The following is a 14,886-nucleotide window of genomic DNA, read 5'->3' on the forward strand; positions in this document are numbered from 1 at the left end:
TGGCTGGGGGTTGGTTCGGTGGTGCCGAACCAGCCCCCAGGCGTAAGGACGAAGGCCGCAACGGCGCCGCAGGCGACCGATCGCACATCGCCGCACTCCCAGCGGAGCGCTCAGTGGCCCGAAGCCCGGTCCAGCAGGCCCGTTCGCGCGGCCAGGGCGGCCGCCTCCAGGCGGGAGCCGACGCCCAGCTTCATCAGGACACGTTGGACGTGGGTGCGGGCCGTGCTGGGGGCGATGCCCATTCCGGCCGCGATCAACCGGGTGTCCTCGCCCTCGGCGACCCGTACCAGGACCTCCACCTCGCGCGGGGTGAGCATCTGCAGCAGCCTGCTGCCCTCGTCGTCCGGCTCCGCCGCCGGATGCAGCAGTTCGGCGAACGCCCCCTGAAGCAACTGCGGCGCCACCGCCACCTCCCCGGCCCGTGCCTTGGCCATCGCCCGCTCCACGCCCTCGATGCGCTCGTCGTGGCGCACGTACCCGGACGCCCCGGCGGCGAACGCGGCGGCGATGCCACGCGGATTGGGCACCGGCCCCAGCACGATCACCGCGATCGCCGGACGCTCCCGCTTGATCCGCGTCACCGGGTCGAACACCCCCGGCTCGGCGGGCGTCGAGGTACCCATCAACAGCACCTCGGGCGCCCGCCCGATCGCCAGGTCCGCCGCGCCCGAACTCGGCGCACCGGCGGCCAGCACCCGGTGCCCGCGCAGCTTCAACGCGGAGGCCAGCGCCTCCGCGAGCAACCGGTGGTCGTCCACCACCACGATCCGTACGCCCATGTGGGCACTCCCCCAATCCCCACGCGCCCCTCCCGGCGTCCCGCCCACACCACACCCCCCTGCGGCCCCGGTATAGCCCCGGAAGCTACACGCTTGTTCGACCTGGCGCGCCCCATACCCGCCAGAAGCATCCCCGCATACCGAAAATCCCTCCCTTCCTGGCCGGTTCATGCCCGAATCCGTCCGGATCGGTTCGGAACATGCGACAGAAAGTTTGTTTCTGTCGCATGTCGACAGAGCGATGCCATTACCCGTCAACCCAACGCCAACGGCCGCCCGCGCGCCCGCACTTGGAAGTGCGGGCGGCCGGGCGGCCGTCGGGGTGGGCGAGGGTCAGTGCAGGGCGCCCACCAGGTACTTCTCGGTGTTGCCGCTGTAGACCTGCGAGACGCTGATCGCCAGGATGTTGTTGTGCCAACCGAAGTCGGAGTCGTCCAGGCCCGCGGAGTCCAGGTCGCCCTCCTGCTGCGCGGTGGAGTCGTCGAAGGTGGTGTAGGTGGACAGCGCACCGCTGGACGGGTCGACCTTGATGACCTTGCCCGCCTTCTCGAAGCTGGACTTCTGGTACGCGATCACCGAGTTACCGTCCGCGCTCACCAACTGCATCGGCGCGTCAGCGCTCTTGGACAGCCACTTGCTACTGCCGCTGGACAGGTCGAACGCGGCGATCTCGTTGTTGGTGGTGCCCGCGCTGCTGCCGGAGTGCTCGCTGGTCGCCATGTAGAGCGTGTTTCCGGACACCACCACGTTGTTGCAGGGGGTCATCTGGTTGGCGGGGCAGTGGATCGCGTACTTGCCCTCGGAGCCGCCCCCGCCCAGTGAGACCTTGCCGGCCAGCCGGCCGCCGTCGACGTCCCACACGTCGGTTATCAGCGTGTTGCCCGCGCCGATGCCGACCACCACCGGGTTGACCGAGATGACGCTGACCACCTCGGTACCGGCCGGGGCGTCCCAGGTCCACTTCGGCTTGCCGGTCATCGGGTCGATCAGCGAGACGTGGTTGTTCTTCTCCTGGTCGCCGCCGTTGTAGTACACCTCGACCATCTGCGAGCCACCGGCGAAGCCCTTGTCATGGGCGTCGGAGCCGTCGTTGGAGTGCCACAGCGGCTTTCCGGTGCTCGCCTGGAACGAGACCGTGCGCTGGTCGGCCGTCACCGCGACCACGTCGCCGCTGATCGCCATGTCGGTGTAGTCGGTCAAGGTGCCGTCGGGGAAGCCCAGCGGCTTGTTCCACGCCAGCTTGCCGGTCGAGGCGTCGACGACCATCAGGTTCTCGCAGTGCGTCCCGTACTGCACGGCGACCTTGTTGTTGACGATGTCGTTGGCCGCGTCACAGGTGCCGCCCTCCGGGGACGGCACCGTCCAGTGCTGCTGGCCGGAGGCCAGGTCGTACGCGGTGACGCCGGTCGGGGTCTGCTTGACCACGTCGTCGCCGCTGAACCACATGCCCGGGGTGGGGGCGATGTTCTGCTGCTTGGTCACCGTCGGCGCGGGCACCGTCCAGGCGACCTTGCCCTGGGCGTTGTGCGGGGCGTTGTCGCCGCCGTTCCCCGAGCCGCCACCCTTGGCCACGGGCTTCGGGTTACCGCCGGAGGTCAACAGGTAGGCGCCACCACCGACCACCAGCACCGCCGCCACGACGCCCGCGATCAACGCGGCGAGCTTGCCGCCCGACAGGCGTCCGCCGGACGGCGCCGGGTAGGGCGGCTGCTGCGGCTGGCCGTACGGGCTGCCGCTCCAACCCTGCTGCTGCATCGGCTGGGTCGGCGGTTGCGCGGACTGCGGCTGCTGCGGGTAGCCGTACGGCGGTTGCTGGGCGTACGGGTTCGGGCCGCCCTGGACCGGCGGCTGCTGCGGGTAGCCGTAGCCCGGCGCGGGATAGCCGTAGTGCGGCTGGCCCGGGGCGGGCGGCTGCCCCGGCGCCGGGGGCGGGGGCGGCGGGGCCTGGCCCGGGGTCGGGGGCTGGGCTTGCGGCGGCTGCCCCGGCACGGGAGGCGGGGGCGGTGGGGCCTGCGGCGGCTGGCCCGGAGGCGGGGGCGGCGGCGGAACTGCCGCTCCCGCCAGTTGGGTTGGCATCTCGTGCGGTGCGCCGGAGTTCCCCGTACCGTCAGGCGGCTGGGACATGAGCGGTTTTCCCCCGTGATCGTTGTACTAGGTGCCTGCTTGGTATCAAGCGGGCACCTTTTGTATCACCCGGCCCCGAGCGAGTGCCGGGGCGGTCCGCTCACGTGACACCGCCGTTATCCCCCCGTCACCGCCTCCACAGGCCCTTTACACCTCGTCCGCCAGCTCCAGCCAGCGCATCTCCAACTCCTCGCGCTCGTCGCGCAGTCCACGCAGCTCGGCGTCCAGTTTCGCGACGTTCTCGAAGTCCGTTGGATTCTCGGCGATTTGGGCGTGCAGCTTGGCCTCCTTCTCGCCGATCTTGTCCAGTTGACGCTCGATCTTCTGGAGCTCCTTCTTCGCGGCGCGCGCGTCGGCCGCCGACGACCTGGGCTTGGCCGGGGCCGCGGCGGCCGACGGGGCCGAGGCGGCCGCGACGGCGGCGCGGCGCCGCTCCAGGTACTCGTCGATGCCGCGCGGCAGCATCCGCAACGTCGCGTCACCGAGCAGTGCGAACACCCGGTCGGTGGTGCGCTCTATGAAGTAGCGGTCGTGGCTGATGACGACCAGTGAGCCCGGCCAGCCGTCGAGAAGGTCCTCAAGCTGGGTGAGGGTCTCGATGTCCAGGTCGTTGGTCGGCTCGTCCAGGAACAGCACGTTCGGCTCGTCCATCAGCAGCCGCAGCAACTGGAGCCGACGCCGCTCACCGCCGGAGAGGTCGCCGACCGGGGTCCACTGCTTCTCCTTGGTGAAGCCGAACCGCTCGCACAGCTGCGAGGCGGTCATCTCGCGGCCCTTGCCCAGGTCGACGCGCTGCCGCACCCGCTCCACGGCCTCCAACACCCGCCAGGCCGGGTCGAGTTCGGCGACCTCCTGCGAGAGGTAGGCGAGCCGTACCGTCTTGCCGACCACCACCTTGCCGCCCGCGGGCTGCTTGTCGCCCTCGGTGTAGGCGGCGTCGGCCAGCGCGCGCAGCAGCGAGGTCTTGCCCGCGCCGTTGACGCCGACCAGGCCGATCCGGTCTCCCGGACCGAGCTGCCAGGTCAGATGCTTCAGCAGCACCTTGTCGCCCGCGCTGACGCTCACGTCCTGAAGGTCGAAGACGGTCTTGCCGAGCCGGGAGTTCGCGAACCGCATCAGCTCCGCTGAGTCCCGCGGCGGCGGCACGTCGGCGATCAGCTCGTTGGCCGCCTCGATCCGGAAGCGCGGCTTGCTGGTGCGCGCCGGGGCGCCGCGGCGCAGCCAGGCCAGCTCCTTGCGGGCCAGGTTCTGCCGCTTGGCCTCCTCGGTGGCGGCGCGGCGCTCGCGTTCCGCACGGGCGAAGACGTAGTCGGAGTAACCGCCCTCGTACTCGTAGACCTCGGCGCGCTGGACGTCCCACATGCGGGTGCACACCTGGTCCAGGAACCAGCGGTCGTGGGTGACGCACACCAGCGCGGAGCGGCGGGCCTGGAGGTGTTCGGCGAGCCAGGCGATGCCCTCGACGTCGAGGTGGTTGGTGGGCTCGTCGAGCACCAGCAGGTCCTGCTCGGCGATGAGCAGTTTGGCCAGCGCGATGCGGCGGCGCTCACCGCCGGACAGCGGGCCGATGACGGTGTCCAGGCCCTGGGCGAAACCGGGTAGGTCCAGGCCGCCGAACAGGCCGGTCAGTACGTCGCGGACCTTGGCGTTGCCCGCCCACTCGTGGTCGGCGAGGTCGCCGAGCACCTCGTGGCGGATGGTGGCCGCCGGGTCGAGGGAGTCGTGCTGGGTGAGGACGCCGAGCCGAAGATCGCTGACGTGGGTGACCCGGCCGTGGTCCGGCTCCTCCAGCTTGGCCAGGATGCGGATGAGGGTGGTCTTGCCGTCACCGTTGCGGCCGACCACGCCGATGCGGTCGCCCTCCGAGACGCCGAGGCTGGTGCCGTCGAGCAGGGTGCGGGTTCCGTACACCTTGCCGATGGACTCGACGTTGATGAGGTTGACGGCCATTTCTCTCCATGGGGGCGACGGGGCGACTGCGTCGGCCTTCCAGCGTACCGAGACGCCGCGGCGTGACCGCCTCGCGCCCGTTTGGGGGGCTGGGTCGGGGCTGGGGTTGGTTCGGCACCGCCGGGCCGCGCCGCGGGGGTTGCTCGGTGGCGCCCTGAAAGGGGCGCGGGGAACTGCGCGACCGGCCACGACGGTGCCGCGGACGATCGACGGCAGATCGCCCGCGCCCCCAGCGGAGCGCTCAGCCCACCACCGTCGCGCCGGGGGCGGGGGCTGAGGTGGTGCGGGCCGTGCGGCAGGTGCCGGAGGAGATCAGGGCGTCGGCCACCACCTTGGCGGCGTTCTCGTCGCTGGCCAGGAACGCGCACGTGGGACCGGAGCCGGAGACCAGGGCGGCCATCGCGCCCGCCTGCGTGCCCGCGCGCAGGGTGTCGGCCAGCGCCGGGCGCAGCGACAGGGCGGCGGCCTGCAGGTCGTTGCTGACCGCACCGGCGAGCGCGCTCGCGTCGCCGGTGCGCAGCGCCGCCAGCAGGGCGGCCGACGGCTCGGGGTCGGGCAGCTCGGCGGCGGTGAACCCCTGGCCGGAGGCCTCCCGCAGCCGGTCGCACTCGCGGTAGACGGCCGGGGTGGCCAGCCCGCCGTCGGCGACCGCGAAGACCCAGTGGAACGTACCGCCGGTCTCCACCGGTTCCAGCAGTTCACCGCGCCCGCGGCCCAGCGCCGCGCCACCGACCAGGCTGAACGGCACATCGCTGCCCAACTCGGCGCAGATGTCCAGCAGTTCGGCGCGGGAGGCGCCGGTGCCCCACAGCGTGTCGCAGGCGAGCAGTGCCGCCGCGGCGTCCGCGCTGCCGCCCGCCATGCCGCCCGCGACGGGGATGTCCTTGGCGATGTGCAGGTGCACGTCGGCCGCCAGGCCGTACCGCCGGGCCAGGGCGAGCGCGGCGCGGGCCGCCAAGTTGCCCTCGTCCAGCGGGACTTGGTCGGCGTCCGGACCGGAGGCGGTGATCCGCAGCCGGTCGGCGGGGGTGGCCGTCACCTCGTCGTACAGGCCGACGGCGAGGAACACGTTGGCCAGGTCGTGGAAGCCGTCCGGGCGCAGGCCGCCGACGGCCAGTTGGACGTTGACCTTGGCGGGCGCGCGGACGATGACGGGTGCGGTCACTGGGCTGCTGCCCCCTTGTGCTCGGCGATGCTCGCGAACTGCTCGATGGTCAGCGACTCGCCGCGCGCCTGCGGCGAGACCCCGGCGGCGGTCAGTGCCGCCTCGGCGGCGGCGGCCGACCCGGCCCATCCGGCGAGCGCCGCGCGCAGCGTCTTGCGGCGCTGGGCGAAGGCCGCGTCGACCACCGCGAAGACCTCCTCGCGGCTCGCCGTGGTCTTCGGCGGGTGGGGGCGCCGCACCAGGGAGACCAGGCCGGAGTCGACGTTGGGCGCGGGCCAGAAGACGTTGCGGCCGATGGCGCCGGCCCGCTTGACCTCCGCGTACCAGGCGGCCTTGACCGAGGGCACCCCGTAGACCTTGGAGCCGGGGTTGGCGGCGAGCCGGTCGGCGACCTCGGACTGCACCATCACCAGGGTGCGTTCGATGGTCGGGAAGGTCTCCAGCATGTGCAGCAGCACCGGAACGGCCACGTTGTACGGCAGGTTGGCCACCAGCGCGGTCGGCGCGGGCCCGGGCAGTTCGGTGACCCGCATCGCGTCGCGGTGCACCAGCGCGAAGCGGTCGGCGCGGTGCGGCAGCCGGGCGGCGATGGTGCTGGGCAGCGCGGCGGCCAGCACCTCGTCGATCTCCACGGCGGTGACCCGGTCGGCGGCCTCCAGCAGCGCCAGGGTCAGCGAGCCGAGCCCTGGGCCGACCTCGACCACCACGTCGTCGGGCCGTACGTCGGCGGTGCGCACGATGCGGCGCACGGTGTTGGCGTCGATGACGAAGTTCTGGCCGCGCTGCTTGGTGGGGCGTACGCCCAGCGCGGCGGCCAGCTCGCGGATGTCGGCGGGGCCGAGCAGCGGCCCTGGCTCGTCGGCGGCGTGGGTGGTACGGGGGCTGGAGCTCACCGCAGAAGTTTACGTGCGAGGCGGTACCGCTAAGCGGCCTCGGGGATGCCGGGTGCGTTTCCGCGTCGTCCGGTGCGGTGCCCGAGGCCGCTTAAGACATCAGCTTGTGGCCGCACACCGGCCAGGGGGTGGTGCCACGGCGTACGTAGAGCTTCTTGGCGCGGTAGGTCTGCTCGGCGGCGGGGGCGTCCTGTGGGCGTCCGGTGCCGCCGAGGGCGTGCCAGGTGCGGGTGTCGAACTGGTAGAGGCCGCCATAGGTGCCGGACGAGTCGACGGCGTTGGGCCGTCCGCCCGTCTCGCAGCGGGCCAGGCCCGCCCAGTTGAGGCCGTCGGCTCCGGCGACCGAGGTGGGCTGCGGCTTGGTGCCGACGGCGATGACCTCGTCGATGGGTTCCTTCAGCACCCGCGCGCCGGTCCGCCGCGGCCGGTCCTTGACGCCGTTGACGGTGCGCTGCTCGTACCTGACCTGGCGCACTCCGACCTCGCCGGGGATCACCACCTCCTCGGTGCCCTTGAACTGGGTGGGGTCGGGCTGGCGCACGGTGCGGTACGGGATCGGCTCCTCGCGGACCTCGGTGCTGCCGGTGATCCGCATGACGGAGACGGTCTGGCCGTCGCGCGGGAAGCTGCCGGGGGCGACGGAGGTGGTGTCCCGCGGCCCGAAGGCGATGCCCGCCTCGGCGGCCGCCTGCCGTACGGTGGCCGCGTTGGTGCGCACCGTGTGCGCCCGGCCGTCGGCCAGGAATGTCACGGTGCGCTCGGTGCGCACGTCGAGCCGCATGCCCGACCGGCCGATCGGCGCGTCGGGCGGGGTGGACAGGTGCGCCCCCTCGGCGGGCACCCCGAGTTGCCGCAGCGCCTCGTCGACGGTGCGGGCGGTGGTCCACACCTGGTGTCGCTGGCCGTCGAGGGTGAGGGCGAGCGGGCGGCCGTAGCGCACGGCGATGTCCTCGCCGTCGTGCAGTCCGGCGTTCGGGCCGGGGGCGACGCTGTCGTGGTCGCCGATCGGGATGTGCTGCTGGCGCAGCAGCTCGGGGATGTCGTCGGCGAAGGTGTGCAACGTGCGCGGGGTGCCGTCGACGGTCAGCTCGACGTCCTTCTCGCCGGTCAGGTAGGCGTATGTGCCGCCGGTGAGGAAGGCGACCACGAGCATCCGGGGCAGCAGCTGGCGCAGGGGGTCGGTACGTGCGGCGCGTCTGCGGCGTCCGGTGCCGCGGGTGGTGGCGCGGGCGGCGGCCCTGCGGTGGTGCCGGGCCGCGGCGCGGCCCTGGTAGGGGGCGGCCCCGTACAGCTCGTGGCCGGGGTAGGCGGTCTGGCGGGGCAGCACGGTGGTGGCCGTCACGCCCGCGGGGTCGGCGGGTGGCGGCGCGGGGCGGGGTGCGACGCGGGTGCCTCGGCCACCTCGGTGACTGCCCTGCGAACTGCTCACGACGACTCCACGGGTCCGGCTCCCCTTGATCGGGAGGAGGACCCTAGCGAACGCCGCAGCCACTCTCCAAAGCCGCTATGTCACCCTGTGTAGTGAAAATCGGGGTGGTCGGCGGAAATTACGGCGCATAGCCGAACGCCCGGGCGGTGTTGGCGGCGATCGCCGCCGCCAGCTCGTCCTCCTCGACGCCCTTGGCCTCCGCCATCGCCCGCAGCGTGACCGGGATCAGGTAGGGCGCGTTGGGCCGCCCCCGGTAGGGCGCGGGGGTGAGGAACGGAGCGTCGGTCTCCACCAGCAGCAGGTCCAGCGGTGCGACGGTCAGCGCGTCGCGCAGGGGCTGGGCGGACTTGAAGGTGACGTTGCCCGCGAAGGACATGTAGTACCCGGCCTCGGCGCAGGCCTTGGCCATCTCCTGGTCGCCGGAGAAGCAGTGGAACACCACGGTGCGCGGCGCGCCCTCCTCCTCCAGCACCCGCAGCACGTCCGCGTGCGCGTCACGGTCGTGGATGACCAGCGCCTTGTCGTGGCGCTTGGCGATCTCGATGTGCCGGCGGAAGGAGTACGTCTGCGCCTCGACGCCTTCCGGGCCGGTGCGGAAGTAGTCCAGGCCGGTCTCACCGACCCCGCGGACCTGCGGCAGCGCGGCGAGCGTGGCGATCTCCTCCAGCGCGGCGTCGAGCGCGGCCAGGCCGCCCGGCTGCCGGGCGCCCTGTCGGGACCAGCCATCAGGGTCGCCGTGCACGATGCGCGGTGCCTCGTTGGGGTGCAGCGCCACGGTGGCGTGCACGTTCTCATGGGCGGCGGCCGTGTTCGCCGCCCAACGCGATCCGGCCAGGTCGCAGCCGACCTGGACGACGGTGTTGACGCCGACCGAGGCGGCCTTGGCCAGCGCGTCCTCGACCGTCCCGTCCTGCATGTCCAGATGGGTGTGCGAGTCGGCGACCGGAACCCGCAACGGCTCCGGAAGCGGCGGAGCCGCCGCCTTGTCTTGCTTGGGGGTTCCTTGTGCCGCCATGCCCCGGAGTCTACGGACGCGGCGTCCGGGGGCGGCACGCGGGAGCGCGCGGGCCGGTCAGGCCGCGCGGTCCCGGTCGCGGGCGTGGCCGCGGTGGAAGAGGTGGAGCAGGTCGGCGAGGCGCCAGTGGTGGCGCGGCTTGGCCGCGTCGTCCTGGTCGCCGAATTCATAGGCGGCGTCGTGCCGCTCGTACTGCTCGGGGAAGGGCAGGATCATCGGATCCCAGCGGCGCGCGCCGGAGACGCGCCCGGACCGCATGATGCGGACCGTGTGGCCGCCGCAGTTCTGGCAGACCGGGTGGGTCAACGGTGACGGCACTCGCTTGTCGCCCGCGTAGTAGGTGACGGTGGTGCGACCGGTCTCGTCGGTCTTGTGCGCGATCCGGTACGACTGCTCCCAGCCGTGCCCGCACCGCAGGCACGCGAACGAATAGGCCTCGTGTGCCGTATCGGCCGACGACGGTCCGGTGGCGGGTTCTCCGTACGGGGTGCCTATGGCCTCGCTCATGGCAGCTCCTGTTGCCCTCCGGACAGGGTGTCCGGAGCGGGACTTTCCCACTACCAGCGAACGCCTACCGCGGGCGGGCCGCAGTAGTGGTTCCCGTCTCTTGAGCCAGATTTGGGGTGTTTGTGGGCTGCGCCGACGGTGGGGCCGCAACCCCTTTACCCGTCCACGTTAGACCTTTACCGCGACTTGTGACGCGCTGGCGTGAGCACTGGTCAGCGGGCGGTTTTGGCCGCCACGACGGCGTCGAACACCTGTCGTTTCGGCACCCCCGCCTCGGTGGCGACGGCCGCGATGGCGGCCTTTCGGGGCTCGCCCGCCACCTCGCGTACCGCGACCCGGCGGGCCAGCTCCGCGGCGTCCAGTTCCTCGGGGCGGGCGGCCGGGGCGCCCGCGACGACGACGGTGATCTCACCGCGTACGCCGTCGGCGGCCCAGGCGGCCAGGTCCTTCAGCGGGCCGCGCCTGACCTCCTCGTAGGTCTTGGTCAGTTCACGGCAGACGGCGGCGCGGCGGTCCGGGCCGAAGGCCTCGGCCATCGCGGTGAGGGTGTCGGCGAGGCGGTGCGGGGCCTCGAAGTACACCAGCGTGCGACGCTCGTCGGCGACCTCGCGCAGCCGGGTGAGCCGCTCGCCCGACTTGCGCGGCAGGAAGCCCTCGAAGCAGAACCGGTCCACCGGTAGGCCGGACAGCGCCAGCGCGGTCAGCACGGCCGAGGGGCCGGGGACGGCGGTGACCCGGATGTCGCGCTCCACGGCGGCGGCGACCAGCCGGTAGCCGGGGTCGGAAACGGACGGCATTCCGGCGTCGGTGACCAGCAGCACCCGGTGGCCCTCGGTGAGGGCCTCGACCAGTTCGGGGGTGCGGGCGGTCTCGTTGCCCTCGAAGTACGACACGATCCGCCCGGCCGGGGTCACCCCGAGCGCGGCGGTCAGGCGGCGCAGCCGCCGGGTGTCCTCGGCGGCGATCACGTCCGCCGAGGCCAGTTCCGCGGCGAGCCGCGGGGGTGCGTCGTGTGGGTCGCCGATCGGGGTTCCGGCCAGTACGAGTGTTCCGCTCACGCGCCCAGTCTTCCTCACCCGCCCACCCGCCCGTCACCGCCACCCTCGCGCGGCGGTGCGTGAAAGGTGGCGGCGACGGGCGGGCGGGAGGGCGAATTCCCAAGGGGCCTTCCATACGATGGCTCGGTGAGCAGTGACACCGAGACAGACGCCGCACCGCCCACGGGCGCCAGCCCCGTGGGCCCCGCGCCGAGCCCGTGGGCGCAACGCCTGCGGCGGTTCGGGTACGCCGGGGCCGGGCAGCGGACCGCACGGGAACGACTCGTCGACGCGTTCCCCGCCCCCGGGACCAGGCTCTGGCGAGCCCTCGGGCTCACCCCGGCGCTCGCGGACCGGCTGGCCTGCTGGTCCGGCTGGGCCGGGCCACTGCTCGTCGCGCTGCTGGCGGGGGCCCTGCGCTTTGGGCACCTGGGCAGTCCGCGCGCGGTGATATTCGACGAGACGTACTACGCCAAGGACGCCTGGGCGCTGCTCCAGCACGGCTACGAGGGCGCCTGGCCGGACAACGCCAACCAGTTGATCCTGGGCCATCCGCAGCGCATCCCGCTGGGCCTGGACCCGTCGTACGTGGTGCATCCGCCGATGGGCAAGTGGGTGATCGCGCTCGGCGAGTGGCTCTTCGGGCTGACGCCGTTCGGCTGGCGCTTCTCGGTGGCGGTGCTCGGCACGCTGTCGGTATTCATGCTGTGCCGGATCGGGCGGCGGCTGCTGCGCTCCACCGCGCTGGGCTGCCTGGCCGGTGGGCTGATGGCGGTGGACGGGCTGCAGTTCGTGATGAGCCGCACCTCGCTGCTCGACCTGATCGCGATGTTCTGGGTGCTGGCCGCGTTCGGCGCGCTGCTGATCGACCGGGACACCGCCCGCGCCCGGCTGGCCGCCGCGCTGCCGGAGGACGGCCGGGCGAACGACGAGGCGGCGACCGGCACCCGGCTCGGCTGGCGGCCGTGGCGGATCGCCGCGGGCGTGCTGCTGGGACTCGCCTGCGCCACGAAGTGGAACGGCGCGCCGTACCTGGTGGCGTTCGGGATCATGGTGGTGCTGTGGGACGCCGGTGCGCGCCGGGTGGCGGGCGCCCGGCACCCGTACCGGGCGGTGCTGTGCCGCGACGCGCTACCGGCGTTCTGCTCGCTGGTACCGGTGGCGCTGGCCACCTATCTCGCCTCGTGGACCGGCTGGTTCGCCACCGGCAACGGCTACTTCCGGCACTGGGCGGACGGCCGCGGCGGCACCTGGTCGTGGATCCCGGCGCCGCTGCGCTCGCTGTGGCACTACCAGCACCAGGTGTACGACTTCAACATCCATCTGACGCAGCCTCACACCTACCAGTCCAATCCGTGGAGCTGGCTGGTGCTGGGCCGCCCGGTGTCGTACTTCTACGAGTCGCCCAAGCTCGGCCAGAACGGCTGTACGGCGCCCGGCGGTTGTGCCCGCGAGGTGCTGGCGCTGGGTACTCCGCTGCTGTGGTGGGCGGCGTGCTTCGCGCTGGTCTTCCTGCTGTTCCGCTGGGCACTGCGACGCGACTGGCGGGCGGGCGCGGTGCTGTGCGGGGTGGCGGCCGGTTACCTGCCGTGGTTCAACTACCAGCAGCGCACCATCTTCCTGTTCTACGCGGTGGTCTTCGTGCCGTTCCTGTGCCTGGCGGTGGCCATCATGGTGGGCGCCCTGCTGGGCCCCGCGGGCGCGAGCGAACGGCGCCGCATGTGGGGCGCGGTGGGCGCGGGCACGCTGGTGCTGCTGATCGTGTGGAACTTCATCTACTTCTTCCCGCTGTACACGGGCATGACGATCCCCATGGACGCCTGGCGGGCGCGGATGTGGCTGGATACCTGGATCTAGTTGTGAGTTCGCCCCCCTGGGGCGACTCATCTTGGGGGCGTCACCTGTCGTTGTTGGCCGTCCTTGGCTGCCGCTGGCCAGCCTCGGACGGCCCGCAGACGGCCCGGGTACGGCCCCCGCTGGGCCTTCCGGTAGGCGCCGGAACCTGCGTTGACCTGGCCTTCCGCCGCCTACACCGTCCGTCGGGGCGAGGGGACCAACCGGTTTCCATTGCGGGCGCAGGTACTCCGTGAAGTGCAGCTCATGGCCCGGCTCGGCAAGCGCCGTGTACAGGTGTGGGGCTGGCGAAGGCGCCTTCTCCTCATACAAGCGGTTGGCCGGAGATCGGGTGATCTATCGGGTTCGGGCCCAAGCGTGACTGAGCGATTGCGTCGAGATGTGGAATCTTGACCCCATGGACACATCTGTGTCATAGAGTGCCCCCGCGTCACGCTCCTTGACGGTTGGTGCGGAGGCGACGAGTTGGGGAGGGTCAGGTGCAGGGAGCGACGAAGGGCGTCGTGATCGGTGGTGCGGTCGCGGTGGTGCTCGCGGCGGTCGGGTTCGGTGGGTACGGCCTGTTCCACAGCGCGTCCAGCAAGCCGGCGGCCGACGCCAAGCCCGCGCCGAAGGTGACCACTCCCCCGTCGGCGGCCGAAGTGCGGGGTACCGCACACGACTTCCTGGCCGCGTGGGCGTCCGGTGACGTGGCCAAGGCCGCCGCGCTGACCGACGACAGCGCGCAGGCGACCACCCAGCTGACCTCCTATCGAAGTGATCTGCACGTCAGCCGGTTGACGCTCACGGGCCAGCCCGCCACCGGCACCCGTGTCCCGTTCTCGGTGCGCGCCGCGGTCTCGTACAACGGCCAGGACTCCACCTGGGCCTACGACTCGGCGCTGACCGTGGTGCGGGACGGCTCGGGCAAGCCGGTCGTCAAGTGGGCGCCCGCCGTGCTCAACCCCAAGCTGACCGCGGGCCAGGGCCTGGAGGCCGCGCCGTCCGACACCCCGCCGCCACTCACCGCCGTCGGCCGCGACGGCACACCGCTGACCGCCGCCAAGTACCCGTCGCTGGCCGGGATCCTCACCGAGTTGCAGTCGAAGTACGGCGCCACGATGCAGGGCACCCCGGGCATGGACATCCGGGTGAAGGCCGCCGACGGCAAGCCGGGCGCCTCGCTGCACCCGCTCTCCCCGGGCAAGGCGGGCAAGCCGCTGAAGACCACCATCGACGCCGGTCTGCAGGCGCAGGCGGAGAAGGCGGTCACCACCCAGGGGCCGGACGCCGCGGTGGTCGCGATCCAGCCGAGCACCGGCGACGTACTGGCCGTCGCCAACAACCCGGCGGGCGGCTACGACAAGGCGATGCTGGGCACCTACGCGCCCGGCTCCACCTTCAAGGTGATCACCGCCTCCACCCTGCTGACCACCGGCAAGGTCACCCCCAGCACGCCGTTGGACTGCCCGAAGACCATCTCCTACGGCGGCCGCAGCTTCCATAACGTGGAGGGCATGCAGATCGACAAGGCCACGTTCGCCCAGGACTTCGCGGCCTCCTGCAACACCGCGTTCATCTCCACGGCGAACGTGCTGCCGGACGGCGCGGTGGAGAACGAGGCGCACGACGTGTTCGGCCTCGGGCTCAACTGGTCGACGGGCGTGCCCTCCTGGGACGGCAAGGTGCCGGTGGGTACCGGGTCGGAGAAGGCGATGACCATGATCGGCCAGGGGCAGGTACAGGTGAGCCCGCTGGACATGGCGTCGGTCGCGGCCACCGCCAAGTCCGGTGTGTTCCACCAGCCGGTGATCGTCCCGGCTGCGGTGGACAACCGGCAGATCGCGCAGGCGCCGCAGCAGTTGCCCGCGTCGGTCGACTCCGCGCTGCGCTCAATGATGGTGCTGACCGCCCGGCAGGGCACCGCCGCGCCGACCGTCGGCCAGCTGAGCGGTGACGTGGGCGCCAAGACCGGCACCGCGGAGGTGGACGGTCAGGCCAAGCCGAACAGCTGGTTCCTGGCCTACCACGACGATGTCGCCGCGGCGGCGGTGGTGCCGAACACCGGTGAGGGCTACAAGTTCGCCGGGAAGATCGTGGCGGCGCTGCTCTCCGCGAGCTGAGCCGAGGGGCTCAGCCGCGGTGCGGGGTGTG

General features: G+C 72.3%; 11 protein-coding genes. 2 read left to right on the top strand and 9 right to left on the bottom strand.

Annotation, left to right across the window (positions count from 1 at the left end; all coding sequences use genetic code 11):
* Positions 1–110: 110 nt before the first annotated feature.
* The 9 genes from NON19_RS09395 to rsmI form a co-directional block, all read right to left on the bottom strand.
* Entirely contained in the window at positions 111–779 is a 669-nt protein-coding gene (locus NON19_RS09395) for a helix-turn-helix transcriptional regulator (protein ID WP_255926244.1), read from the bottom strand.
* 333 nt (positions 780–1,112) lie between these two features.
* Complete coding sequence (locus tag NON19_RS09400; RefSeq protein WP_308213668.1) at positions 1,113–2,768, bottom strand: outer membrane protein assembly factor BamB family protein; 1,656 nt, start codon at positions 2,766–2,768, stop codon at positions 1,113–1,115.
* Positions 2,769–3,050: 282 nt separating this feature from the next.
* Entirely contained in the window at positions 3,051–4,853 is a 1,803-nt protein-coding gene (locus NON19_RS09405; RefSeq protein WP_255926245.1) for an ABC-F family ATP-binding cassette domain-containing protein, read from the bottom strand.
* A gap of 241 nt (positions 4,854–5,094) precedes the next feature.
* Positions 5,095–6,018 (bottom strand): 4-(cytidine 5'-diphospho)-2-C-methyl-D-erythritol kinase, encoded by a 924-nt coding sequence (locus NON19_RS09410; RefSeq protein ID WP_255926246.1) that lies wholly within the window; start codon positions 6,016–6,018, stop codon positions 5,095–5,097.
* On the bottom strand, positions 6,015–6,911 hold the full coding sequence (gene rsmA, locus NON19_RS09415) for a 16S rRNA (adenine(1518)-N(6)/adenine(1519)-N(6))-dimethyltransferase RsmA (protein ID WP_255926247.1): 897 nt from the start codon (positions 6,909–6,911) through the stop codon (positions 6,015–6,017). Before rsmA ends, NON19_RS09410 begins: the two co-directional genes overlap by 4 nt.
* A gap of 91 nt (positions 6,912–7,002) precedes the next feature.
* A complete protein-coding gene (locus NON19_RS09420; protein ID WP_255926248.1) occupies positions 7,003–8,253 on the bottom strand; it encodes a resuscitation-promoting factor in 1,251 nt (416 codons plus the stop codon).
* 205 nt (positions 8,254–8,458) lie between these two features.
* Positions 8,459–9,355: a TatD family hydrolase gene (locus NON19_RS09425; RefSeq protein ID WP_255926249.1), complete on the bottom strand. Its 897-nt coding sequence runs from the start codon at positions 9,353–9,355 to the stop codon at positions 8,459–8,461.
* Positions 9,356–9,412: 57 nt separating this feature from the next.
* Entirely contained in the window at positions 9,413–9,862 is a 450-nt protein-coding gene (locus tag NON19_RS09430; RefSeq protein WP_255926250.1) for a hypothetical protein, read from the bottom strand.
* 212 nt (positions 9,863–10,074) lie between these two features.
* Positions 10,075–10,920, bottom strand: coding sequence for a 16S rRNA (cytidine(1402)-2'-O)-methyltransferase (gene rsmI, locus NON19_RS09435; protein ID WP_255926251.1), 846 nt, complete (start codon positions 10,918–10,920; stop codon positions 10,075–10,077).
* Between the two features lie 126 nt (positions 10,921–11,046).
* Here rsmI and NON19_RS09440 point away from each other — a divergent pair, with 126 nt between their 5' ends.
* Positions 11,047–12,756: a dolichyl-phosphate-mannose--protein mannosyltransferase gene (locus NON19_RS09440; protein WP_255926252.1), complete on the top strand. Its 1,710-nt coding sequence runs from the start codon at positions 11,047–11,049 to the stop codon at positions 12,754–12,756.
* A 476-nt stretch (positions 12,757–13,232) separates the two neighbouring features.
* Positions 13,233–14,855 carry a penicillin-binding transpeptidase domain-containing protein gene (locus NON19_RS09445; protein ID WP_255926253.1) on the top strand — a complete coding sequence of 541 codons (1,623 nt, stop codon included), beginning with the start codon at positions 13,233–13,235 and terminating at the stop codon, positions 14,853–14,855.
* The last annotated feature ends 31 nt before the right edge of the window (positions 14,856–14,886 follow it).

It is taken from the genome of Streptantibioticus rubrisoli, from assembly GCF_024436055.1.
In the GTDB taxonomy this organism is placed as follows: domain Bacteria; phylum Actinomycetota; class Actinomycetes; order Streptomycetales; family Streptomycetaceae; genus Streptantibioticus_A; species Streptantibioticus_A rubrisoli.

Coding starts and splice junctions, on each gene's coding strand:
- NON19_RS09395 (WP_255926244.1), bottom strand. CDS start 779: ATGGGCGTACGGATCGTGGTGGTGGACGACCACCGGTTGCTCGCGGAG.
- NON19_RS09405 (WP_255926245.1), bottom strand. CDS start 4,853: ATGGCCGTCAACCTCATCAACGTCGAGTCCATCGGCAAGGTGTACGGA.
- NON19_RS09425 (WP_255926249.1), bottom strand. CDS start 9,355: ATGGCGGCACAAGGAACCCCCAAGCAAGACAAGGCGGCGGCTCCGCCG.
- NON19_RS09430 (WP_255926250.1), bottom strand. CDS start 9,862: ATGAGCGAGGCCATAGGCACCCCGTACGGAGAACCCGCCACCGGACCG.